Below are 22189 nucleotides of genomic sequence, written 5' to 3' on the forward strand. Positions count from 1 at the left end.
GTGATTTGAGGAAGCCCACACTATACCGCTTACGGTTAGTGTGGGAGGATGTCACTCTTCATTCTTCATCAAGAAAGAACTCAGAACTCAATACGGTTCAGATAAGACCAGAACCCTTATCAGGAACACAATGTAGAGACGCGCCATGGCGCGTCTCTACACACGTGATTTTTTACACATCAACCTTAACTGAACCGTATTGACTTAGAACTCAGTTATCAGAACTTAGAAGATGGGTAAAAAAAGGTGTAAAATCTTACCTAACCATGAGTGAAACTAGGAAACTCCCGAATTTTACATTGTCAATATTCTGTGTTCTGCGTTCTTCTTCACTCTTCATTTTCAACTTGGTCGCCGCGTTCCAGTTCCCAAAGAATTTGGTTGCCTTCGCGTCGCACTCGTGATACGATCCAGTTCCGCCAGCGCCATTCGTCTCCACGACTCGTAACAGCGCTGGCGTGGACATCCATCAAGTCTGCGAGTTCGGAACTGGTGATAAGGTAGCCTTTTTCAGCAATTTCGTCAGCAATACGTAAGGTTTCAACTAAGTTACGGAGTTGCGTTACCCTGATTTCTCGAGGTAATTCCTCGCTGAGTGAGGCAGTAGGGTGGGTATGTGGTTCCATGTTGGTTATATCTGTTGCCAGAGTACTGATTTCTTGTGTCTTTTTGTTAATTATTGTAGAGTTTGTATCAAAATCAGATCCTCTTGATACATTTACCTCGCTTTTTTGCTCAAAGACTTGGTGAAAATTAGAGAAGTCTTGTTGTTGCAGGGATAAGGTTTTGCCATTGGCGAAGGCGCGGGCGATCGCATCACAGCGTTCGTTACCAACATTACCTGCATGACCACGGACATACTCCCACTTTACCCGTGGGTGATTAAGTTCATCCAAGGTTTCCAACAAATCTTGGTTAAGAACGGGATTTCCATCTGCCTTTTTCCAGCCTTTCTTTTTCCAGCCTTTAACCCATTTGGTAACGCAGTTGATCAGGTATTCGCTGTCAGTGTAGAGAGGGATGGGTTCAGTTTGTCCGGAGTCTTTTAAAAATTGGAGGGCGGCGATCGCAGCTTGCATCTCCATCTTATTGTTGGTGGTTCGGGTGGATGCACCGCCCATTTCGTGGATGGAACCATCATCGAAGTAGACGACTACGCCCCAACCGCCTGGACCGGGGTTACCAGTGCAAGCGCCATCTGTGTATATACTTTTGATTGTAGGAATTGAAGACATAGTAAGAACTTTAAACCGCTCCTGAGCTAAGGACGCCAAGAAAGGCATTTAGCGGCGAAAAATGCGAAGGACAATTAAGGTTAGCATAATTGCGATTACACCTATGCCCAAACTCCAAAAGAAAGCTTGAGTTTGGTAAGCAAGAGGGTTTTTTGTTTCTTGAGGAATTTCGGCAAGGATGACAGCTGAGGCTATTTGACTGGTTGCTAGTCCGACACCTGCGATGGCGATGGTGTTGTTGAGGGCGCGATCGCTTTTCGTTTGCTCTAGGTCAATGATACCTTGGATAGTGCTGTTGAGATTTTGCAGTAAGGTTAATCCAGGGTTAAGATTTGCATAATCTGCTTCTACTTGTCGCTGGTATTTTTTGGCGTAAATTTCGCTATTGCTGAAGGTTTTCAGAAATTCTAAGTTGCTACCTGCATATTTTTTCTCCATCTCATCTAAACGAGATTTATAATTATCTAAGTTTAATTGAATGGTGCGGCTTTGATTTTCTAGATAGTTTAAGGCAATTGTATAATCCGACAAGTTAATTAAGTTAGCCGACAATGTTTCCTGTAGCTTACTGAGTTTCAGACTGTTAGTTTGCAATAGCCTTGGTAACTCACTAGCTTGCTTTATTGATGGTTGTATTTCCACATATTCTTTTTTAAGAAGTGTTTTTTGATAGCGGCTTTGATAGTACGACCAAACGACTTTATGGCGGTATAGCCATAAGCGCAGAAATTCGTAATAGGCACTTTGTACCCGCTTTCTCATTTCATTGGGTGAAATATTATCGGGAAATAACCAGATTAAGACATGATGACTTTCTTGTCTAAACTTTTCCCAAAACTCTTTCCCATTGACACCTAAATTTTGGGGACAATACCACAACTCAAAAATTGTTCCTGATTCTAACTTACCCTTACCAATAAAATCTCGTTTCCAGTCATAGTTGCTGATAATTTGAGTGTAGCACTTTTGGGCAATATCTTCAATTTCTGCATCAGTTTTATGACTCGTCACTTTGCCCCAAAGTAACCAGGTTTGTCCAATTGTGCCTGTTTGCCCAGAGATGTGTTGGGTAATTTCTTCTTTGAGTTTCAGGAAGGGTTCATCTTTGATATTTTGTGGTTCATCGTTATATTGACCGTTAGCATCTCGTTTACCTGAGTCATTAACCTGGAGGGCATAACTATCGCCTATTTGTAGGGGATAGTAGTAACCATCAAGCGGTGATGGGAATTGCCTAATTCTGGTATCGAGTAACTCGATTATATCAACGTCTGTATTTTGATACTTCTGGAACTGTGCATACTTTTCCTGAAAGCTTTTTTCGTCTAAATCACCGTAGATTTTTTGACAGAAAAGGCGGCAGTTTTGGTCAATTTTTGACTGCTCTTGTCCTAAGCCATCCTTCAAGTCATAAAGGAATAAATTTATACTGGGATAAACAATTTCCTCTGACATTTTATTTCCTCCCAGGAATAGACTGCCAAAGCCGTTTCAAGAGGTTTGGTTTTGCTTTCGCAGCAGTCACAGAATCATCAGCACTAAAAGTATCAATAGCTGAGTTAGTGAGTTCTTTATTCGATTCTTTTGGCAGAGGGAGTGGTGGCAAACCTTTATTGCGCTGACCAGCTTCTTTTTTCAATGTTGTCAGTTCTTTTTGGTATACTTCATCTAAAGGTGGATAACTTTCAGCAATAATATCCAGGTTGCCAATATTGGTGGGATCTGCTTTTAAGTCTTGGGCGATCGCATGAAGCTGCTTTTGGATATCCGCAGGCAAAGATTGATTCAGCTTGGCTAGGGCATTTTGGAATGCTGTAACAGAAATTATATCGTTAGGTTGCATAAGAATTAGTGATTAGTTATTGGTAAATCTCTCGTTCCTACGCTCTGCGTGGGAACGCAGTTGAGAAGGCTCAGCCTCCTGGTTCCCAGAGGCGAAGCCTCTAGAAATGCATTCCCAGCCTGAGGCTGGGAACGAGGGACGAGGGTAGCTATTAATTATTGTCTCGTTCCTACGCTGTGCGTGGAAACGCAGTTGCAAAGGCTCTGCCTCCTCGTTCCCAGAGGCAAAGCCTCTAGAAATGCATTCCCAGCCTGAGGCTGGGAACGAGGGAGCCTGAGGCTGGGAACGAGGGACGAGGAAAGCAACCAGTGATTGTAAAAGCTGCCCAATAATAGGGATCGTCAAAATGCTTCTGTTTCTTATCAGCAAGTTCCATGTCACGGAATTCCGATAACTTATTTCTGACGTGAGGGCGGAGGGGTTTTTCATCTCGCGGTAGTTTCTTAAATATGACTTGATATAATCTCTCCAGTTTAGAATCTGTGAGATTGCGAAGCCATTTTTTGGCTTTTGCTAAGGCAATGGCTGGTGATTTGCCTTTCTTGAGTTGCCAGTAAAAGTACATGATGAGCAAACTACTCGCATCGTCATTGACAGTCCATAAAGTGCTGAGAACGTTGGTGACACCTTTGTAAACAAAGGCACTGACTAAACCAACATATTCATTTTCTATCGTTTGGTTGCCAGTTAAGGCAGTTTCGCAGGCGGCAAGGGTGACAAGTTGATAACCTCTAAAATCTATCTTGCAAATTTCTTCCACCGTGAGTTTATCTTCACCGCTAAGGGCAAGGGCAGATTGTTTGGGATGCTCGAAATCATAACTGCCATGTCCGGTAAAGTGAAAGATATTGTATTGAGCAGCAAGGGCTTCTTTGACAGCGGTGTTAGTAGCCCGTTCGTCAGAAATCCGCTTGTTGTTGGGATGGTTGAAAAGCTGGTTAATAGCAGCAGATTCGATTTCGGCATGAGGTAGGATATGAAAGCCTGCGCTGTCGGGATGTTCCACACTCAGCAATGGGTGTGATTCTCCGTTGCTTGTTGACGAAATCTGCTGTAAATATATGCCGACTTGGGCGCTAGGTAGATAGGTAGTGGTGAAATGTTCGGGAAACAGCGCATGAAGGGGGAAGCGGTGCAAGTCGCGGTGGGGAAGCAAGATGAGATTTTGGATGGATTCGTGGTTAATTTCGCTGAGTATAGCTGAGATATTGAGGATATCACCAAGCTGCTTGAGCATTTGAGGCAAGTTGTCACGCCAGTTGTTTTGTTGTTCAAGTTGCTGATTTTTGCTTTTGTGGTAATCCTCATATTGTTGATTCCATTGTTTCACCCAGCTTTCAAACTCCCGCAAAAACGAGGGAGTAGAAATGACGCTGGGTTGAGGGGCGTTGTGTTTGATAATGAAAGTGCTGAGGGCAAAAGGGCTGAGATGCCAATAGACAACAGCAGTTGTGGGATTCGTTAGCTGTTGCATATCAGCATAGCTGGGACTGAGGATATCTTGCTTCTGGGCATCGAGAATCCAGGTGAGGTAGAGATTTTTATTTCTCTCAGCAGCTTCTAATCCCAAAACTAATTCACCGTCCTCTACTAAAACATCAACCCGCATTTGCGAGAAGCTGACAAACTTAACTGCCAATTGTCGTTTCTGGAAAGAAGTTTTTTTGCTGTTGAACAGTTTCGTAAAGACTTCCAACCCATGTCGCCGCCATTCCTTCGCTGCTGCTGTTTCCTCCAAACCCAAAAGGACGCGAATCAAGTTTTGCACAACCGCCAAATGCAACTCTGGGAAATCTGCTTCTGTAAGAGTTTTCAGCGCTTCGTTATAACTGTTGACGGCTTTGTGCCAATAAGCATGGGGACGGGAATCTATTTGTCCCCAGAAGTAGTGAGCATTGCCTATCGCTTGATGCAATTTCCCCCAACCTTCTGGGTGGGTGTGTTGGTGACAATACTTCAATCCTTCCTCATAGCTTGCCAATTTTCCCTCATAGCCGCGTTGGTTGAGATGGGGATTTTGTCTGGCAATTGTACTCATGAAAGCTAGCAGGGGATTATAACTAACAGAACTTCCTGCTGCAATGCCCCGGTTGTACCAAGCATCATGCAAGTCGCCTTTGAATTCAATTGCTTTGTCGTAGGATGCAACAGCTTGTTCAAATTGCCCTAAGTTACCCAGCGCCACGCCCCGGTTGTTCCAAGCTTCATGTTTGTCGCCTTTGATTTCAATTGCTTTGTCGTAGGATGCAACAGCTTGTTCAAATTGCCCTAAGTTACCCAGCGCATTGCCCCGGCTGTACCAAGCTTGATGGTCGTCGCCTTTGATTTCAATTGCTTTGTCGAAGGATGCGATCGCTTGTTCAAATTGCCCTAAGTTACCCAGCGTCACCCCCCGGCTGTACCAAGCTTGATGGTCGTCGCCTTTGAATTCAATTGCTTTGTCGAAGGATGCGATTGCTTGTTCAAATTGCCCTAAGTTACCCAGCGCCACTCCCCGGTTGTACCAAGCTTGATGGAAGTCACCTTTGAATTCAATTGCTTTGTCGTAGGATGCCATCGCTTGTTCAAATTGCCCTAAGTTACCCAGCGCCACCCCCCGGCTGTACCAAGCTTGATGGTCGTCGCCTTTGAATTCAATTGCTTTGTCGAAGGATGCGATTGCTTGTTCAAATTGCCCTAAGTTACCCAGCGCCACGCCCCGGTTGTTCCAAGCTTGATGTAAGTCGCCTTTGAATTCAATTGCTTTGTCGTAGGATGCGATCGCATCTTCAAATCGCCCTAACTTAGAAAGCGGCAAGCCCCGGTTGTGCCAAGATTCATGGTAGCCGGGTTTGATTTCTAGAGCTTTGTCGTAGGATGCAATTTCTTCTTCAAATTGCCCTAAGTTACCCAGCGCCACGCCCCGGTTGTTCCAAGCTTGATGGTAGTCGCCTTTGATTTCTAGAGCTTTGTCGTAGGATGCAATTTCTTCTTCAAATTGCCCTAAGTTACCCAGCGCCACGCCCCGGTTGTTCCAAGCTTGATGGAAGTCGCCTTTGAATTCAATTGCTTTGTCGTAGGATGCGATCGCATCTTCAAATTGCCCTAAGTCAGAAAGCGCCATGCCCCGTTTGTCCCAAGCTTGATGAAAGTCGGGTTTGATTTCAACGGCTTTGTTGAAGGATGCAATTGCTTCTTCAAATCGCCCTAAGTTACCCAGCGCCCTGCCTCGGTTGTTCCAAGCTTGATGAAAGTCGGGTTTGATTTCAATTGCTTTGTCGTAGGATGCGATCGCTCCTACAAAATCCCCTGCATGATATTGTTCATTGCCTCGGTTTAACCAAGCTTCTGCATCTCCCTCCTCTCCTTCCTCTGCGTCCTCTGCGTCTTGGCGGTTCGTTTCTCTTCCCCTCCCCAACAACCGCATCCCAATCTCACCCGCCACATCTCCCACTTCCCCAACGCCCAACTCACCCAGCTGCACCATCCGCGCTGCTAACTCATCATTCGGTGCGCTTGATGCTAACAATCTTTCCCCAAAGCGCCGCAACCACTCCACCAAACCAGCCTGAGTAATATTCTTTGCATCCAAGAAACCCTTTACCCGTCCCCGACTCCAGCCCTCATTCACACCCGCCAACAGTTCGAGGAACAACGATTCATACTCCGCATCTGTCGGCTGTTTCCGTGGTTCTACCCTCCTGTGTCCCCCCGACTGAGGAGATGGATGCTTGCTGCCAAATAAGCGCTGAAAAAACCTTTTGAGCCACCGCCAAAATTGCCTGAGCATCGAAAAAAGATTGTATCGCTTTTATCCTGTATTATAGCGATTTCACTTAAGGGACAGTAGGATGCGATCGTACGAATTGACCGCATAAAGGCGACGCATTGATTTCATGAGTGCGATCGCTACCCAACGTTTGCCTGACTCAACCTACAGCAAATTCTGTGTATTGACGCATCTTGGGTGGGTCAATACCCAACACAATATCGTGTTTTGGCACTCCTATTTCTACTAGCTTATTGGCAATGCCGACTTCTGTTCCGTCCTGCTGTACCCAGATTTTTCCATCAATGATGTCGAGATGAAGCACAACTCCATAGACACGATCTGAATCACGCCAGCCGACATATACTAATTGATAGCGATCATGCTCTTGATCAAAAATTGTCTCTGCTTGAATGCGGCTGTCCCAAACTAACTGAGCGTGTTCACTCAGCAATCTTTGAATGTGCTGACGATATTCTTCTACGGCTGCCATCGCTTAATCACCTCCTGATCAATATCGTAGATCAGCAAATACACTTGATGCTGCTCAACGAGTGACTGAATAAATGATGTGGCGAAAAACTGCTCATAGACGTTGTTTGGCACTGCTAAATACAATAGGCGATCGCTCTTCACCACACAAGCAAAAAGTGCGATCATTAAGCAGCGATTGCCTATGATGGTTTTAATTGCTCCAATTTCAAGGTTGAAGCTATGACAGACCAAGAACTACTGAGCCGTATCACCGTTAACCCGAAAGTAATGATAGGCAAACCAGTGATTAGGGGAACACGCCTAACTGTTGAGTATATTCTGAATCTCCTTGCACATGGTGCAACAATAACAGAAACTCTCGAAGAGTATGAAGGCTTAGTCGAAGAAGACATCCGAGCTTGTCTTTTATTTGCCAAGCGATCGCTAGAAAGTACTAGCTTCATGCCATAATGCAATGCTTCAATGATAATTCTCAATAACCTGGTTCATAAATTTCTGCCAGTTTTCATTGGGTACCCAAATTTTCTGTAAGTCTTTCTTTGCTTCTTCCTCACCAATGTGTTCATGAATGTGGCGATAAAGATACATGAAAGCTGAAACTCTCATGTTAGCAGCACAGTGAACCAAGACTTTTTTATCGGCGTTTGCTTCCATGACGCTAAAAAATTCATTCACATTTTCAATGGTGGGTTTTTCCCAAACTACTGGAATGTGGACGTACTCCATACCTTCAGCTTCCACAATTTGTTTTTCATCAGGTAAAGCGTTGGTAGATTCTGGTAGTGCCAAATTCACAACGAGTTGATATCCTGATTGTTGAATTGCTGAAAACTGTTCTTTTGTCGGTTGTCCTGAAGTGGCAATTGAATCTGATATTTTTAGGTAGTTGTAGATGTCTTCAATCTTATTACCCATGATATTTATACGCAGGATATTGTTTACAGATAGTTTGAGAAAACCAGAGATATTTTGAATTATGTTATTGAACATATTCATCATGTCTGCTCCGGGTACATTATTAGCAAAGTCTTTGCTATCCTTGGGGGTAAAATGCTCCTATTAGTTCTCATTGCTGGTGTGTGCCAGCATAAAATTGGTGGTTTCTGTACATCAACCGTATTTCACCTACGTTAGCTGAGAAGCCCCAACGTTCATAAAAAGGAATCATTTCTGGTAGACAATAAAGAGCAATCTGCTCAACTGAGGCTAACTCAGGATGATTGACAACTGCGTCGATTAGCTTAGCACCAAGACCCATTTTTCTATGTGTTGGTTTAACGATAACATCATAAATAGTTGCCCTATACACAAAGTCGGTGAGAACACGAGTAAAACCAATTAATTGTTCGTTCTCATCTACCAATCCTACGATAATGTCTGACGCTGCAAGCATCTTAACAACGTCTTCATGAGTACGTTTGTAGCTCCAAAATTCACTTTTGTACAATTCCAGTAAATCAGAAATCTGGTTTTCGGTCAGATTGGCAATAATTTGATAAGTCATAATTGCACCTGGTATTTATTCATTTTTTAGCGCTAGTTAGTTTCTAGCTGCGCTAAAGCGCAACTACAAACCCATAAACAATTGCAAATGGTATGCAAGTTGAAAATGCAACAGGTTATTCTGGCTTCACCCCAATCAACAGTGCAAGTTCTAGCCATTTCCAGTAGCAGTCTACGTCTGTAAAACCAATATCTCGCAACCAACGCAGCTGTGTTTCCACATCCAGAAGCTTATTTGATGGGTCGTCTTCCTCAACAGTCCTACCGATCGCATGTAAAAAACGTTCGTGCAGCTTTGGAGTGGGTGAGGCGACGTGTTCCAGATTGCAAAAAATTCCGCCTGGTTCTAGCAGATGAAAAATTTCTCTGTACAGGGAATGTTTGCGTTCGTGGGTGAGATGATGGATAGCAAAACTGGAGACAACCGCATCAAACAAACCCAACTCAGGTAGTGGTACATCTAAGTTATGTGTAATAACTTGCACCGTAGAATCATCGGCAAAGCGAGTTCTTACAGCCTCCAGCATGGTTGGTGAAAAGTCAACAGCAACGCTTTGGACGTGGGGACGTTCTATTTTGAGTAGTGCTAGCAAACGACCGTCTCCAGTTCCCAAATCGAGAATGCGTTTCACTGTCTTGGGGACGTGTTCTAGCAGTACTGCTTCGCCCTCGGTGCGATGAGGTATTTGATCCGCTTTTGCAAGATAGCGTAATGCGTGTTCTGCGGAAGTCCAGAGGTTAACCATAATATTTTGTGATGATTTTTGAAATCTCTCGCAAAGGCGCAAAGACGCAAAAACTATTTTAGCGTCAAGCGCGTCTTTGCACGAAATTATCTTATCGCCACACCGATAATTTGAGGGCTAACAATCGGCACTGGTACTTTAAAATGCTCGTAATTCACACTCTTGAACCCAGCATTTTCTAACGCAATCCAAGTTTCCCGATCTGGATGACAACCATCAGCAAGCACTTTCCAAATTGGGCGAATTGTACTTTGTACCTGTCGCAATAAAGTTCCCTGTGGTGCAGCAACGTGTTCAATAAATAAAAAGCTTCCACCGGGTTTGAGAACTCGTAAAACTTCTTGTAATGTAGCAGCTAAATTCGGCACGGAACACAAAACTAAAGTACTAACCACGGCATCGATGCTGTTATCTTCAGCGTCTATCTGTTCAGCTGTGCTAGTGCGGAGGTCGATGTTGTTGAAACCTAGCTTTTGGGCTTCTTTTTTGAGATAGGAATGCATGAATGGGTTTGGCTCAATTCCTATCAAGTTGATGTCTTTAGGATAGTAGGGTAGGTTAGGACCAGTTCCTGGATCAATTTCTAAAACATTACCATGTAGGTTGGCGAAGAGAGAACGTTTGCGATCGCTAATAAATTTATCGTATACGTCGTCACCTTGAGCCATCAACCAGGCAAATAGACGCTTACCACAGTTGGCGCAAACACAAGGCTGGTTTACGGTCATTTTCCACGTTCCCTAATTTTTCAGTTGCTCTCACACTAAAGTTAGCAATGAAGTCAGCCAGTTGACTCACCTGATTGGGTGATTTTGATTAACAAACCGCAGAGGATACAGAGTAAGAGAAAAAGAGAGAATTGGTTTTTACGTTTGATTTTTTGAGGATTTGTTAATGTTAGTTTTTTCTGCCAAAAATGTAAATAATACTATACCGCAAAAATCAGCGGCTGAGTCAAGTTTATCAAAACCCGCACGCCATATAAATATCTCAATGAACTCGTCTAGAAAACTAAAAAATAGAACTATGATTGGTGCTATTGGCAGAAAAAATTGAAAAATCTTAATTTTATATTTTTTCATTGATAAATGACCTATGTAAGCAAGAAATCCTATGAAAATAAAATGGAAAATTGTATCTATAGGCTGAAATTTTGTGATTTTAGACGGAATAATTTTCACATAGACGGCAAGAGATATAGCAGCTAGAATTCCCAAGTATAACCAAAGTGCAAAAAACCAAAAGCGATGAGATGGCATGGCAATTATTATAAAATTCCTATAACTCATTCAAGATAAAAAAGAGCGTTCCGCAAAGGAAACGCTCTAATTCGGAAAAATTTATACTAATTTCATAAATTGGGGTACGCAATACCCGCCATCGTGAAACTATCATGCATGAAGGTTGGCTTGTTCTTGCAACCACGGCTCAACAGGTTGTCCATCTTTGCGACGCAACTCAATTTCAACAACCATGACTGCTTTTGAACCGGGAGGTGCAGGTTTTTGATGGAAAAGAATGTCGTAATCTGCGGGATTTTGATTGCGTTCTTTCAACCAATCCTGCACTTTGATTGTGGCGAAAAATGATTGCCCTTGCTCAAACATTTGGGTAATCTGCATTTGAAGTGAGAAGGGATTTAAACGACCCATTGTATACCGCCTTTGTTAAGTAATTTAAAGTTAGGGCTTCACCTTACTTTATGTTATCTTTGCTGCTAGCTTTAACAGATGTATCCATTTAGATGTAAAAAAGCAGATGAGTTGGTAGTTATTGGTATTGTTGGGTTTCACTATCCTTAGCTCAACCTACAACATTTGCAATCGCCTTTATGCGGGGCTTCGCCCATCGCCTTGCACTGGGCTTTCCCCAATCGCACTTAGTCCAGGATTTCATTGATAACACTCTTTAAGTCTTTGTCGCCAGGGCGTTTTGCAAACTGCTCGTGACTATAAATCCACACAAGTCTGATGACGCAAGTAGCCGTATTGACTAAATACATTAATCTGATTTGTCCAGAAGCGCCTTTGGAAAACTTCAACTCTAGCTTGTGAAACGTCCATCCTTCAAGTAACTGAATCTTTCCAGGTAAAGGTTCATTACGGGAATTTATAGGATACTGGTCTTCGATCAAACCTTCCAAGACTTCTGCAACAAGCTCAACAAAATCAGCCCCATGAAATTTTGCAAGTTTTTTGAAAGAACGCTTGAAATTATCAGATTCCTCAATCGAGAAGGGAGTTGAGCCAGCCACGCACTTCTCCTTTGCTTACGCGAGATGAGGATTCTGAAGTTAGAGCATCCTTCACAATTTCGGACATCACGGGTTCATAAGCGGGGTTATCACGTTCAATCACATCAAGCTTCTGATGACCCAATGCTTTCATATCCTTAAGAAGAATAGGCTCAGTTGAACTTGCTTCGGGTGGTAACCCCTTGCGGGCTTTCTTCCAAGGAAACTCCACGTGAGTCATATCACTAAGTAGATAGGCATGGTAGCCACCAAAATATTCCCATACTTCTTCTAGAAGCTCTTTCTTCTGATCAGGGATTTGTAATAAGAATTCTTTACTAGGGATAGGTAATTGATTAGCTTCAAATTCACTGTAAAACCTGTAAGCAGGAGGACATACAGGGCCATATCGCCATGCTTGTATTTCTTCTTCAAACAATGGCTGATTGTATAGCGCCAAATGTAAGCTTTGTGAATAATACAGAAGCTTTTGAACCTTCATGTTGGTCATTTGAGCTTCTATACCATCCTCATAAGCTCTAACGATAAAGTAGCGAGCTGCATTGAGACAATCAATCATACTCAGACCCGCCAATCAAAACAAACCCACAATGGTAGCAAATTTAAAGGGTAACTTACACATACTATTATAATCCAAGTCTTTATTTATAGTATGAAAATACTATGAAATCTGTGTCGGTTGTTCACTCAAGAGCAAGAAGCTGCTAACCAAGAGTGTGATCGCACCATCGCACCTTGCAGTGGCGTTGAAGCAATGAGCGTATTCACGCTTGTTAGCTGTAAACTTTTCTTCTACTGTGGAGGTTCGGTAAACCTCATAACCTATAGTTGATGAGTGGCACTCAAAGTTAATGTACATTAAAGGAAAAGCATAAAAGCTTTCTAAGTACGGGAACCTGCAATGCTAAATCTATTAGCTGACCGTTAAAATCGAAGCAAGAAAGCGAATTGAGGAGCCACCACCAAGATGCAAGTTACATACGATTCTGATAAGCGCAAATTGCTATCATCTCTGTGTCATGGGGCGATTTTCTTTAGTACAGCATTATTTTCGATTGGGGTTCCAATTGTAATTAACTTAGTTTCCGATGACCCAGTTGTTAAAAGCAACGCCAAAGAATCAATTAATTTTCACTTCAATGTTTGGTTCTGGGCAATCTTAATTGGAGTTCCAATTGGGATTTTATCTTTTCTCACCTTTGGTCTTGGCGGAATTTTGTTCTTCCCCGTTGTTGCTTTTGGCTTTGCACTGCACTGGGGACTGACAATTTGGGCGCTGTTGCACTGTTTTACCAAGCCCGATGAACCGTTCCGTTATCCATTTATTTTTCGACTTTTCTAATAATACCTACTCAAAATAAAATTAGTTTTTGGAAAAGGGATTGAGACAAGAGTCCCTTTTTTATTTTATCTTCACTGAGAAACCAGAAGAAAATATCTGTATTTAGGACAATTTTCATCTGCCCTCAAATGCATTAACAGTTACCAGTTACCAGTTATCAGTTATCAGTGAGCCAGCGCTATGCAGGAGGGTCTCCCGCTCTCACGGCGACTGGCGTTCGTCGTTCGCTTCGCGTGTCCGTTCGCCCTTGGCGTGCCGCAGGCATAGGACATAGACGTGCCGCAGGCATACCCGAAGGGTTATCAGTTTCATCGTTGGGGGAAACACCACACCAATTGGACCAGAGAGCGTTGGTGGTGAGCCACTGCGGTCTTGGGGTTTCCCCAAGTAGAGCAAGTGGCGTTCGTCGAAGACGTGCCGAAGGCATACCCGGAGGGCGGGTTTAAATCCCCCACCATAGCAGGCGTCACTGCGGCTGGTAGCTGTTCACTGTTCACTGTTTTAAGAATCTCTTCCGGCAGAGGTGCATCAAAATCATCACCTTGATTGCAGTTTTGGGCTTTTATGTTTGCGGTTCCCAACAAGTAACCTTTTTTTGATACAGTAATGCTTTGTCGATCGCTGGAATCTTTATGTCCCAGGTATCGCTCCCCCAATCGCTCCATCCAGATTTACCCCTCACTGCTCTTGCGCCCATGCAGGATGTGACAAACCTCTGGTTTATGAAGGTCATTGCCCACTACGGCAGTCCTGACTACTTCTTCACCGAGTATTTCCGCGTGAATGATACCTCACGGCTCAATCGTAGCATTCTGGCAGCAATCACCGAAAACGACACGGGTCGCCCCGTTTTTGCTCAAATGATTGGCGAAAGCATTCCAGACTTAGTAAGAACAGCACAGGAACTCTGCGGCTATAATATCGCTGGAGTTGACTTGAACATGGGCTGTCCAGCACCTAGAATCTATCGCAAAAATGTTGGGGGTGGATTGCTGCTCTTACCAGAAAAAGTGGATCGGATTTTGGGAGAACTACGTTCTGCTGTGAATGATCGACCTTTGACCGTCAAGATGCGCGTAGGCTTTGAAAATACAGATACCTTTTACGAAATTCTAGATATGATCAATCGCCACAGCATTGATTTGCTGAGTTTGCATGGTCGCACCGTGAAAGATAGGTACCACGGGGCAGTGAAATATGATTTGATTGCTGAAGCGGTTAGACGGGTCGATTGTCCAGTGCTTGCCAATGGCAATATCCACTCTGCGACAACAGCACTTGAAGTGCTTTCTCAAACGGGTGCGGCGGGTGTCATGGTGGGACGCTGGGCGATCGGGAATCCTTGGCTTTTTAATCAAATTCGGCAGGCTTTGCGCTCCGAGCCGATCACGCCCGTTCCTTTAGTAGAGGTACGCAGCTATATTGATCGTTTATGGCAAACCCCCACAGCAGCAACTATGCCAATGCGATCGCGCGTAGGCTACCTCAAAATGTTCCTCAACTACATTGCCCTCAGTGTTGACGCTGAAGGTCATTTCCTGCGGCTGATGCGACAGGCGCAGACTGAGGTAGAACTGTTTAACCTCTGCGATCGCGTTCTCCTTGGTGATAGTACGAAAACTTTAGCCCTAACACCCTCCTTGAGCGTGTAACGCCTGGCAACTATTTAGTTCAGATTTATCAGTAATAAGGTTATACCGTTTCAAGCTGTCTCAATGGACACTTGGTATGCGACAAATAAATTAAGGCGACAATGCAAAAACTCCTTTTTAATGACAGAGATAGCTTTAGAGCGCAAGCCCTATTCCTTGGTAAGAAGATTAACGTACAAAGATTGGAGAATTACGTTTGCTTGGCGGTTATGCCAGTAATGGTTACAGTAGGTGAACACGGCTGTGCGGTACTGCTGGACTATGGTGCAGTTGTCCTGTTTAACCTTGAGCCTGTAGAAAAGGTAGCCTTCTTGACTAAACTATCCTCTCAAGTTAGTGACTCTTTTGCTGAGCCGGAAACAGAAGAGGTGGAAGTTCAGCTCAACGTTGAACAGAGTGAGAAAGTTAAGGAAGGAACAATTTTACTGCATGATTTTAGTGTAGAACGTTTGCAGATAGTGGCTGATATTCTCGCTAAGAGTGTTGTGCTGTCTCATTATGAAACTAGCCTAGCTAGTGTATTTGATCAAATTGAACCGTTTGCAGCTAGTCTCCTTTCTGAAAACAGGAGTAGACGCCAGAGTCGGGAATTACTGCGTCAACTCGGTACTACATTGTTAGTTCAACATAAGATTGTCGGTCGAGTAGAGATCATCGATAAGCCGGATCTGCTGTGGGAATCCCCACAGCTAGAAAACTTATATCTGCGCTTGGAAGATGAATACGAAATCCGTGAGCGTCACAATGCCTTGGAACGCAAACTAGAGCTCATTTCCCAAACCGCACAAACAGTGCTGGAGTTCATGCAGCATAGCAGTAGCCAGCGAGTTGAGTGGTATGTGGTGATTCTGATTGTGGTGGAGATTCTGCTATCACTGTACGACATCTTTTTTAAAGGCTAACGCTAAACTTGGAGATCGTAAACAATTGCTGGCTTTGACTACCAATCTGTAGTAGAAGTAGCGAAGGCACTGCCGCCATGCACAGCCTGAAACCCTTGCTGTAAAATAGATACACAAATAAAATTGCTCTTTTACCAAAAAACAGCGCTTACTCCGTAATTAAGACTAAATTGGGAAATATTGCCCGATACGGTTATTTAAAAAGTCAAAAGTTTCTTATGAAACCATTACCACACGAACTAAACCAACCCAAATCAAAAGTAGAAAGTGCTAGCACGTTGATTAAGCGCTTTAGTGCTGGGGCGGCAGTCGGACTGATAATTGCTGCATTAAATTGGGGTAGCTATGCCTATTTTTTTGACAATCCCATACCGCTAACCAAAGGCATTATATTCTGTTTGGGACTGACAATCATCTCCGGGTTAATGACACTCAAATGGGGCTACAGCACATTCGAGTCTTTGTTGCAGTTATTCTGGTAGCGTTACAAAGCGTACACGGGGTTTTCTGTTCCAATGCTTACGAAAACCCTTGTGGCTACTTTTCAACAGCCATCTAAAGTTTTTAGGCAGGCAAGATGCCTGCCCCACAAGAAAATACAATTAACCCAACGCGGACTTCAACTCACTCCGCGCTTGTTCCAACGCCTCTGGCAATTTACTCGCATCGCGTCCGCCTGCTTGTGCAAGGTTTGGTCTTCCGCCACCGCCACCACCACAAATTTTGGCGATCGCACCAATAAACTTCCCTGCTTGCAAACCTTTTTTGTTCACTTCTGGACTGAAAGCAGCAACTAAGCTGACTTTTCCTTCTTCTGGAACAGAACCCAGGACGATCGCACCATTACCGACTTTTTGCAGCAAGCGTTCGGCTACGGTTTTTAAGGACTCTGGATCAACGTCTTCCATCTTGGCGACGAGAATTTTATAATCGCCAATCGATTCGACTGTTTGCAGCAAACTATCAGATTTGGCGATCGCTAGCTGTGATTTGAGGGTTTCCAGTTCCTTCTGGGCGGTTTTGAGTTCGTTTTGCAGAGTGGTAATTCTGTCTGGTAGTTCTTCAGGTTTTACCTTAAAGCGATCGCTCAAATCCTTCACAACTTTATCACGGACATTCAGGTAATCTAAGATAGCAGGACCAGAAACAGCTTCAATCCGCCGCACTCCCGACGCTACACCTGCTTCCGAGACGATTTTGAAAACGCCTATCTCCGCAGTATTACTGACATGCGTTCCTCCGCACAGTTCCATTGATACGCCAGGAAAGTCAATCACCCGTACTTCTTCGCCGTATTTTTCCCCGAACATAGCAACAGCACCTCTGGCTTTTGCTTCTGCTAAGGGCAAAGTTTCCACTTTGGCAGAGTGTGCTTCGCCAATCCAAATGTTCACCAGTTCCTCAACTTGCTGCACTTCTTCTGGTGTCAGAGGACGCGGACAGTTGAAGTCAAACCGCAACCTGTCAAACGAGACAAGGGAACCTGCTTGGGATATCCCTTCATCAACAACTTTCTTCAACGCTGCTTGCAATAGGTGAGTTGCGGTGTGGTTGGCTTGGGCGCGACGACGATTAGCTGGATCAATTTGTGCGGTCACAGCATCTCCTACTCGGATTGTACCGCGTTCGATGCGTCCGAAGTGAACGAAGAAATCAGATTCTTTCTTCACATCGTGAATTGTCACGAGAACGCCGTCACCGGAGATATAACCGCGATCGCCTATTTGTCCTCCCGACTCTGCATAGAATGGGGTTTGGTCGAGGACAATTTGTACTTCTGTCCCTGCTTCTGCTTCTTCTTGGGAGACGCCGCCAACCAACACCACCTCGACTTTGGATGTCGCTAGAGATTGGGTGTAGCCCAAGAATTCTGTCGCGTGGATGTGTTCCGCCAGCTTGTCGAGAGAACCTTGCACCGTTAAATCGATTGTTTTGTGTGCTTCCTTGGCGCGTTCTACCTGCTTTTGCATTTCTGCATTGAAACCCGCCTCATCAACGGTGAGGTTGTTTTCAGCAGCAATTTCTTGAGTGAGTTCCAGGGGGAAACCGTAGGTATCGTACAAAGTAAAAGCACTTTCACCGCTAATTTGGGTTTCGCCTTTGCTTTGTACCTCAGCAATGATTTCCTCAAGCAGTTTTTCGCCGCGTTCCAAAGTTCTCAAAAACTGAGACTCTTCGCGTTGCAGTTCTGCTTTGATGGCGTTTTCTCTTTGCCGCACGTTGGGGTAAGCTGATTCTGAAAGGGCGATCGCACTCTCAGCAACTTGGGTAGTAAATTCTCCTGCAATCCCAATCAATCTCCCGTGACGCACAACACGACGAATCAGGCGACGCAGCACATAACCTCGTCCGACGTTGGAAGCGCGGATTTCATCGGCTATCATATGGACGACGGCACGAATATGATCGCCAATCACTTTTAAGGAGACTTTGGTTTTCTCATCAGCCGATTCGTAGTCTATCCCAGCAATATCCCCTGCTTTTTTAAGAATGGGGAAAACTAAATCAGTTTCATAGTTGTTGGGAACTCTTTGGAGGATTTGCGCCATCCTTTCCAAACCCATCCCGGTGTCGATGTTCTTGTTAGCTAGTGGTGTTAAATTCCCTTCTGCGTCCTGGTTGTATTGCATGAAGACGAGGTTGTAAACCTCAATGAATCGGCTGTCGTCTTCTAAATCAATATTTTCATCGCCGCGTTCGGGGTGAAAGTCGTAGTGTATTTCTGAACACGGACCACAAGGACCAGTAGGACCAGAATTCCAAAAGTTGTCTTCCCTCAAACGTTTAATTCTAGCTTCCGGAACGCCAATTTTATCACGCCAGATTTCAAAAGCTTCGTCGTCTTCCTCAAAGACGCTGACAACAAGATGTTCTGGGGGTAAACCAAAGACTTTTGTTGTCAACTCCCAACCCCAGGCTATGGCTTGTTCTTTAAAATAGTCCCCAAAGCTGAAGTTACCCAACATTTCAAAAAACGTGTGATGCCGTTTGGTGCGTCCGACGTTTTCGATATCATTGGTGCGGATGCATTTTTGGGAAGTCGTCGCACGCTTGAATTCCGATGTACGCTGTCCCAGAAAAATGGGTTTAAATGGTAGCATCCCCGCGATCGTCAGCAGTACGGTTGGGTCTTCTGGAACAAGGGAAGCACTCGGGAGAATTTGGTGTCCCCGTTGCGCGTAAAAGTCAAGGAATAAGGCGCGAATTTCGTTACCGCCGAGATACTGGGGATGGTGAGACATGGGTATTTACAAAATTAGTTTCAATAACTAAGGATTCGGGATTGGGAAAAGACCTAGTACCCAGTCCCTAGTCCCCATTTTTGCATTTTGTTTCTGTTTGCGACCACCAAGCGTTGCTAAGGTCGTAGCTTGTTTATCTGTCGTATTATGCCACATTCACCTAACTTTGGTAGGATGAGCGAGCGTGCTGACGATTCTTAAAATAAGAACTGAAAAAAACTTCAAAATTCTCCTAATGAGGTAAATTATGGCACTAAAACTCAATGTTCCGAATATTGCCTGTGATGGATGTGCAGCAACGATTACCGAATCGATCCACACTGTCGAATCTGATGCCAAGGTGGATGTGGATGTCAAAGCGAAAACTGTGACTGTGGAAGCACAAGCTTCTGAAGAGTCCATCAAACAGGCAATTGTCGCTGCTGGTTACACTGTGGAAGGTTATCAACACGGATGAATGATAAAGGATGAATGATGAAGTTTTTTGTAGTTGATTCGTATTTCATCATTCATACTTCACACCTGATTTTAAGGGCATCACCGCCACAAAATTCCTGTCAATCTTTGCTCTTTTGAAGTGGCTAGAATGAGCTGCTCTTAAATCCAGGTTAAATTGTTGGGGTCAGTTTTTATAAAAAGTTAATATTACGTAGTTTTACGTAGCCATTTGGCAAATTGTCAAGCAATATAGGAAAAAGGTTATGGTTTATTGAATATACGCTCTTGTGGGTCGCTTGTTTTCCTCAAAAAGTTCTTTACGCGAGGAAGAGTTTAGATTGTTGATTTTACCATAATTTCACAAAAATCTATCTAAAGTATTAGATAAATCGCTTCATACTTGCATAAAATATTCGGTATTTCTACTGCTTGAAAGAAATGCTTACACGGCAGACATCCTGTATCAGTAATCGAAACGACAGCGATTGTATAAAGAAAGCTCAACTACCATGAGGCGAAAAATGACAGATTTATGGTAGACATAAGAGTGAGATAATATCAGAGAATAATGAGTGCCCCCCGTTGCCAAAAATATCGGCAGGGGAAAAGGTGTAAAAAACTCAGTACCGGAGCAAACCGCCCTACCAATCAACTCGTTTTGTGTCGGGAGTCCGCCCTCAAGAGTAACTCCTTTTGAGTGTAGGACAGATCAAGGGGGTATGAGTTTTTTGCAGTTCTTAATGTATCGGCACAATCAGTAATCAGGGAGCATCAGTAAATCTAACCAGAAATACACCCTTAAAGTTGAAATAGGGCAAAAAGCAGAGCAATGAATATATCTATTCTGGTCTTCGGAGGTGATCATTTTCTCGCCACACTTCCAGATCGGCTCCGTGATGCATCCACTTTTAGCGTAGAAGCGATCGCTAATGTAAATCAGGCGGTGTCGCGCATCCAAATCAAGCCGCCTGATGTCATAGTGGTACAGGCTAGTTTGGATGGCAGTATGGAACTCTGCCGTTGGTTGAAAGAACAGACAAAGCTATCCTGGATTTACTGTATCCTGGTGGAGGATACTCCTGAGTTGCTGGCTTTTAAAAGTCAGTTTGGCAGGGAATGGGAGTTGGAGATGACTTGTGCAGCACTACGCCAAGGAGCTGATGCTTACATTTGGCAGCAACCAAAGCAAAAAACAGACAATCCTCCAGCAGAGGAAACTGCCAACGAGCAATTATTGCTCGCTCACTTAAGTGTAGGCTTGCGTAAGGCACAGAAGTATCGCGATTTGGTGCGGACAAATGATTTGTTGACAGCTATATCCTTAGCTGATTCGTTGACAGAATTGAAGAATCGCCGTGCCTTAGACGGAGACTTACCCAGGCACATTCAAAAAGCCCGTAGTAGTGAAACTCCGCTCTCGTTGATTATTCTGGATGTGGACTATTTTAAGAAAGTGAACGATAGCTATGGGCATTTGGTTGGCGATCGCCTGTTGCAGCTATTATCTCACCGTTTGCGGCACAATCTGCGGTTTGGTGACACCCCTTTCCGCTATGGTGGAGAGGAATTTGTGATTGTTCTGACCAACACCACCTGCGACGAAGCACTGCTGGTGGCGCGTCGTCTCAATCGTGTCGTCAGCGAGCAACCATTCGCAATTAACAACAAACTCGCTATCAACGTTACAATCAGCGTGGGAACGGCTTGTTTACAACCAGAAGATGATACCAAGGGAACCAGCTTGTTGGAACGTGCCGATCAATTCCTGTTGCAAGCTAAAGCGGCTGGACGTAATCGTGTTATTGGTTGCAGTCGCAATATGTTCCGTAAGGCTTCACATCTTCAGGCTGTTTCTTGATCCGCCTGTGCAATTGCATTCCTACACTCTGCAACTGTTGCACGTTGTCGCATCGCATTGACTAAAGCTTGATATGCCGCCCAATTTTCTTGCAGGAGCGTTTTGGCTTGGAGGGTACAAAAGCGCTGTTTCTGCTCACAAGCTGATGCAGAAAAGCCTAAATTTGTCAATACCATTGATAGCTTGCTTTTATCATCAACTCCTCCCTCGGAGTTTTTATAAACCAGTGTTTCAGCGGCAATACCTGCCATCCAAATTGTGCAGTAGCGGTCAATTATTTGGGCACTGATTGTACCGCGTTCCAGTTGGGATGCTAATTCGCCATCATCAAAGCTCACACCACCTTGTCCTGGTTGTCTTTGTTTGAGTGCTTCCCAAGCACTTAAGGTATAGCTGATAACCGGAATACCCAACAGGTAAGCGACGAGAAAATGTCCTGCTTCGTGGTGAATGATACGTTCTCTGTGTTCAGGTGAAAAACCAGCCAGCGAATCTATAAGTAAATTTCCGCCTTTCCCTTGTAAACTAAATGCATCGAAAGTTGCTATTCCCAAAACAGCAAAGGTGGCAATTGCCGGGACTGTAGGTGACAAGTGAAACAATGGTCCCAAAAGACTAGACATCGTCATCACAAAAATAGATATTGCTGTTAAATTCAAGGCTGTTTTGCTCATACCACAGATCGTTCAGCTTAATCTTTCTTAACTCTTTTTTTATTATGAGTCGATTTTAGCTGACTAGAAAATAAGTAAGCGGACATAATTAAACGTAGTACGTCACGGCGTAAATAGGGCAACCATTTAAAATCCCTAAAAAGCCCATTTTATAATACTTTTGACTTTTGACTTTTGACTGCGTGACTTTTGACTTCCGCCTTGCGGTAGTAGGATGTGTTAGGCGCAGCCGCAGGGCATCAATTCCTTGAGCAGCA

25 protein-coding genes are annotated in these 22189 nt (G+C 44.0%); 8 read left to right on the forward strand and 17 right to left on the reverse strand.

Annotated features, from left to right (window positions below):
- Nucleotides 1-329: 329 nt before the first annotated feature.
- The 6 genes from rnhA to AACT52_RS01910 all read right to left on the reverse strand — a co-directional run bounded on the left by rnhA (nucleotide 330) and on the right by AACT52_RS01910 (nucleotide 7552).
- The gene (gene rnhA, locus AACT52_RS01885) at nucleotides 330-1235 is read right to left on the reverse strand and encodes a ribonuclease HI (RefSeq protein WP_073635881.1); all 906 of its coding nucleotides are present in this window, start codon (nucleotides 1233-1235) and stop codon (nucleotides 330-332) included.
- A gap of 48 nt (nucleotides 1236-1283) precedes the next feature.
- On the reverse strand, nucleotides 1284-2690 hold the full coding sequence (locus AACT52_RS01890) for a hypothetical protein (RefSeq protein WP_073635857.1): 1407 nt from the start codon (nucleotides 2688-2690) through the stop codon (nucleotides 1284-1286).
- Nucleotide 2691: 1 nt separating this feature from the next.
- Nucleotides 2692-3078, reverse strand: a complete 387-nt coding sequence (locus AACT52_RS01895; RefSeq protein WP_073635858.1) for a hypothetical protein — start codon at nucleotides 3076-3078, stop codon at nucleotides 2692-2694.
- Between the two features lie 232 nt (nucleotides 3079-3310).
- Entirely contained in the window at nucleotides 3311-6847 is a 3537-nt protein-coding gene (locus tag AACT52_RS01900; protein WP_073635859.1) for a CHAT domain-containing protein, read from the reverse strand.
- A 139-nt stretch (nucleotides 6848-6986) separates the two neighbouring features.
- Nucleotides 6987-7319 (reverse strand): XisI protein, encoded by a 333-nt coding sequence (locus tag AACT52_RS01905; protein ID WP_073635860.1) that lies wholly within the window; start codon nucleotides 7317-7319, stop codon nucleotides 6987-6989.
- Nucleotides 7307-7552 carry an element excision factor XisH family protein gene (locus AACT52_RS01910; RefSeq protein ID WP_272937143.1) on the reverse strand — a complete coding sequence of 82 codons (246 nt, stop codon included), beginning with the start codon at nucleotides 7550-7552 and terminating at the stop codon, nucleotides 7307-7309. Before AACT52_RS01910 ends, AACT52_RS01905 begins: the two co-directional genes overlap by 13 nt.
- Here AACT52_RS01910 and AACT52_RS01915 point away from each other — a divergent pair.
- Nucleotides 7541-7771: a DUF433 domain-containing protein gene (locus AACT52_RS01915; RefSeq protein ID WP_073635862.1), complete on the forward strand. Its 231-nt coding sequence runs from the start codon at nucleotides 7541-7543 to the stop codon at nucleotides 7769-7771. The two genes, AACT52_RS01910 and AACT52_RS01915, sit on opposite strands and share 12 nt — an antisense overlap.
- 9 nt (nucleotides 7772-7780) lie before the next feature.
- Here the strand turns inward: AACT52_RS01915 and AACT52_RS01920 are convergent, their stop codons facing one another.
- The 9 genes from AACT52_RS01920 to AACT52_RS01960 all read right to left on the reverse strand — a co-directional run bounded on the left by AACT52_RS01920 (nucleotide 7781) and on the right by AACT52_RS01960 (nucleotide 12683).
- Nucleotides 7781-8236: a protein tyrosine phosphatase family protein gene (locus tag AACT52_RS01920; RefSeq protein WP_198941095.1), complete on the reverse strand. Its 456-nt coding sequence runs from the start codon at nucleotides 8234-8236 to the stop codon at nucleotides 7781-7783.
- Between the two features lie 151 nt (nucleotides 8237-8387).
- A complete protein-coding gene (locus AACT52_RS01925; protein ID WP_073635863.1) occupies nucleotides 8388-8825 on the reverse strand; it encodes a GNAT family N-acetyltransferase in 438 nt (145 codons plus the stop codon).
- A gap of 115 nt (nucleotides 8826-8940) precedes the next feature.
- The gene (locus AACT52_RS01930; protein WP_073635864.1) at nucleotides 8941-9570 is read right to left on the reverse strand and encodes a class I SAM-dependent methyltransferase; all 630 of its coding nucleotides are present in this window, start codon (nucleotides 9568-9570) and stop codon (nucleotides 8941-8943) included.
- Between the two features lie 86 nt (nucleotides 9571-9656).
- Nucleotides 9657-10298 carry a class I SAM-dependent methyltransferase gene (locus tag AACT52_RS01935; protein ID WP_073635865.1) on the reverse strand — a complete coding sequence of 214 codons (642 nt, stop codon included), beginning with the start codon at nucleotides 10296-10298 and terminating at the stop codon, nucleotides 9657-9659.
- A 138-nt stretch (nucleotides 10299-10436) separates the two neighbouring features.
- Entirely contained in the window at nucleotides 10437-10829 is a 393-nt protein-coding gene (locus tag AACT52_RS01940) for a VanZ family protein (RefSeq protein WP_073635866.1), read from the reverse strand.
- Between the two features lie 132 nt (nucleotides 10830-10961).
- Complete coding sequence (locus AACT52_RS01945) at nucleotides 10962-11222, reverse strand: hypothetical protein (RefSeq protein ID WP_073635867.1); 261 nt, start codon at nucleotides 11220-11222, stop codon at nucleotides 10962-10964.
- 227 nt (nucleotides 11223-11449) lie between these two features.
- Nucleotides 11450-11824: a hypothetical protein gene (locus AACT52_RS01950; protein ID WP_073635868.1), complete on the reverse strand. Its 375-nt coding sequence runs from the start codon at nucleotides 11822-11824 to the stop codon at nucleotides 11450-11452.
- Nucleotides 11796-12383, reverse strand: a complete 588-nt coding sequence (locus AACT52_RS01955; protein WP_073635869.1) for a Panacea domain-containing protein — start codon at nucleotides 12381-12383, stop codon at nucleotides 11796-11798. Before AACT52_RS01955 ends, AACT52_RS01950 begins: the two co-directional genes overlap by 29 nt.
- A gap of 102 nt (nucleotides 12384-12485) precedes the next feature.
- Entirely contained in the window at nucleotides 12486-12683 is a 198-nt protein-coding gene (locus AACT52_RS01960) for a hypothetical protein (protein WP_143172974.1), read from the reverse strand.
- A gap of 108 nt (nucleotides 12684-12791) precedes the next feature.
- Between AACT52_RS01960 and AACT52_RS01965 the strand changes: the two genes are divergently transcribed.
- The 5 genes from AACT52_RS01965 to AACT52_RS01985 all read left to right on the forward strand — a co-directional run bounded on the left by AACT52_RS01965 (nucleotide 12792) and on the right by AACT52_RS01985 (nucleotide 16202).
- Nucleotides 12792-13166 (forward strand): DUF4870 domain-containing protein, encoded by a 375-nt coding sequence (locus AACT52_RS01965; RefSeq protein ID WP_073635870.1) that lies wholly within the window; start codon nucleotides 12792-12794, stop codon nucleotides 13164-13166.
- Nucleotides 13167-13333: 167 nt separating this feature from the next.
- Complete coding sequence (locus tag AACT52_RS01970; protein ID WP_143172975.1) at nucleotides 13334-13612, forward strand: hypothetical protein; 279 nt, start codon at nucleotides 13334-13336, stop codon at nucleotides 13610-13612.
- A gap of 186 nt (nucleotides 13613-13798) precedes the next feature.
- Nucleotides 13799-14818: a tRNA-dihydrouridine synthase family protein gene (locus AACT52_RS01975; protein WP_073635872.1), complete on the forward strand. Its 1020-nt coding sequence runs from the start codon at nucleotides 13799-13801 to the stop codon at nucleotides 14816-14818.
- 101 nt (nucleotides 14819-14919) lie between these two features.
- Complete coding sequence (locus AACT52_RS01980; protein WP_073635873.1) at nucleotides 14920-15720, forward strand: RMD1 family protein; 801 nt, start codon at nucleotides 14920-14922, stop codon at nucleotides 15718-15720.
- Nucleotides 15721-15938: 218 nt separating this feature from the next.
- A complete protein-coding gene (locus AACT52_RS01985; RefSeq protein WP_073635874.1) occupies nucleotides 15939-16202 on the forward strand; it encodes a hypothetical protein in 264 nt (87 codons plus the stop codon).
- Nucleotides 16203-16322: 120 nt separating this feature from the next.
- Here the strand turns inward: AACT52_RS01985 and alaS are convergent, their stop codons facing one another.
- On the reverse strand, nucleotides 16323-18962 hold the full coding sequence (gene alaS, locus AACT52_RS01990) for an alanine--tRNA ligase (RefSeq protein WP_073635875.1): 2640 nt from the start codon (nucleotides 18960-18962) through the stop codon (nucleotides 16323-16325).
- Between the two features lie 247 nt (nucleotides 18963-19209).
- Here alaS and AACT52_RS01995 point away from each other — a divergent pair, with 247 nt between their 5' ends.
- Together AACT52_RS01995 and AACT52_RS02000 are read left to right on the forward strand one after the other, a co-directional pair.
- Nucleotides 19210-19419 (forward strand): heavy-metal-associated domain-containing protein, encoded by a 210-nt coding sequence (locus AACT52_RS01995; protein WP_073635876.1) that lies wholly within the window; start codon nucleotides 19210-19212, stop codon nucleotides 19417-19419.
- Between the two features lie 810 nt (nucleotides 19420-20229).
- Nucleotides 20230-21258 (forward strand): GGDEF domain-containing protein, encoded by a 1029-nt coding sequence (locus tag AACT52_RS02000; protein ID WP_073635877.1) that lies wholly within the window; start codon nucleotides 20230-20232, stop codon nucleotides 21256-21258.
- On the opposite strand, the gene AACT52_RS02005 is transcribed toward AACT52_RS02000, so the two are convergent.
- Nucleotides 21243-21932, reverse strand: coding sequence for an ATP-dependent Zn protease (locus AACT52_RS02005; RefSeq protein ID WP_073635878.1), 690 nt, complete (start codon nucleotides 21930-21932; stop codon nucleotides 21243-21245). The genes AACT52_RS02000 and AACT52_RS02005 overlap by 16 nt on opposite strands.
- Nucleotides 21933-22189 lie beyond the last annotated feature (257 nt).

The sequence above is a fragment of the Scytonema sp. HK-05 genome (assembly GCF_963872035.1).
GTDB lineage: Bacteria > Cyanobacteriota > Cyanobacteriia > Cyanobacteriales > Nostocaceae > Kalymmatonema.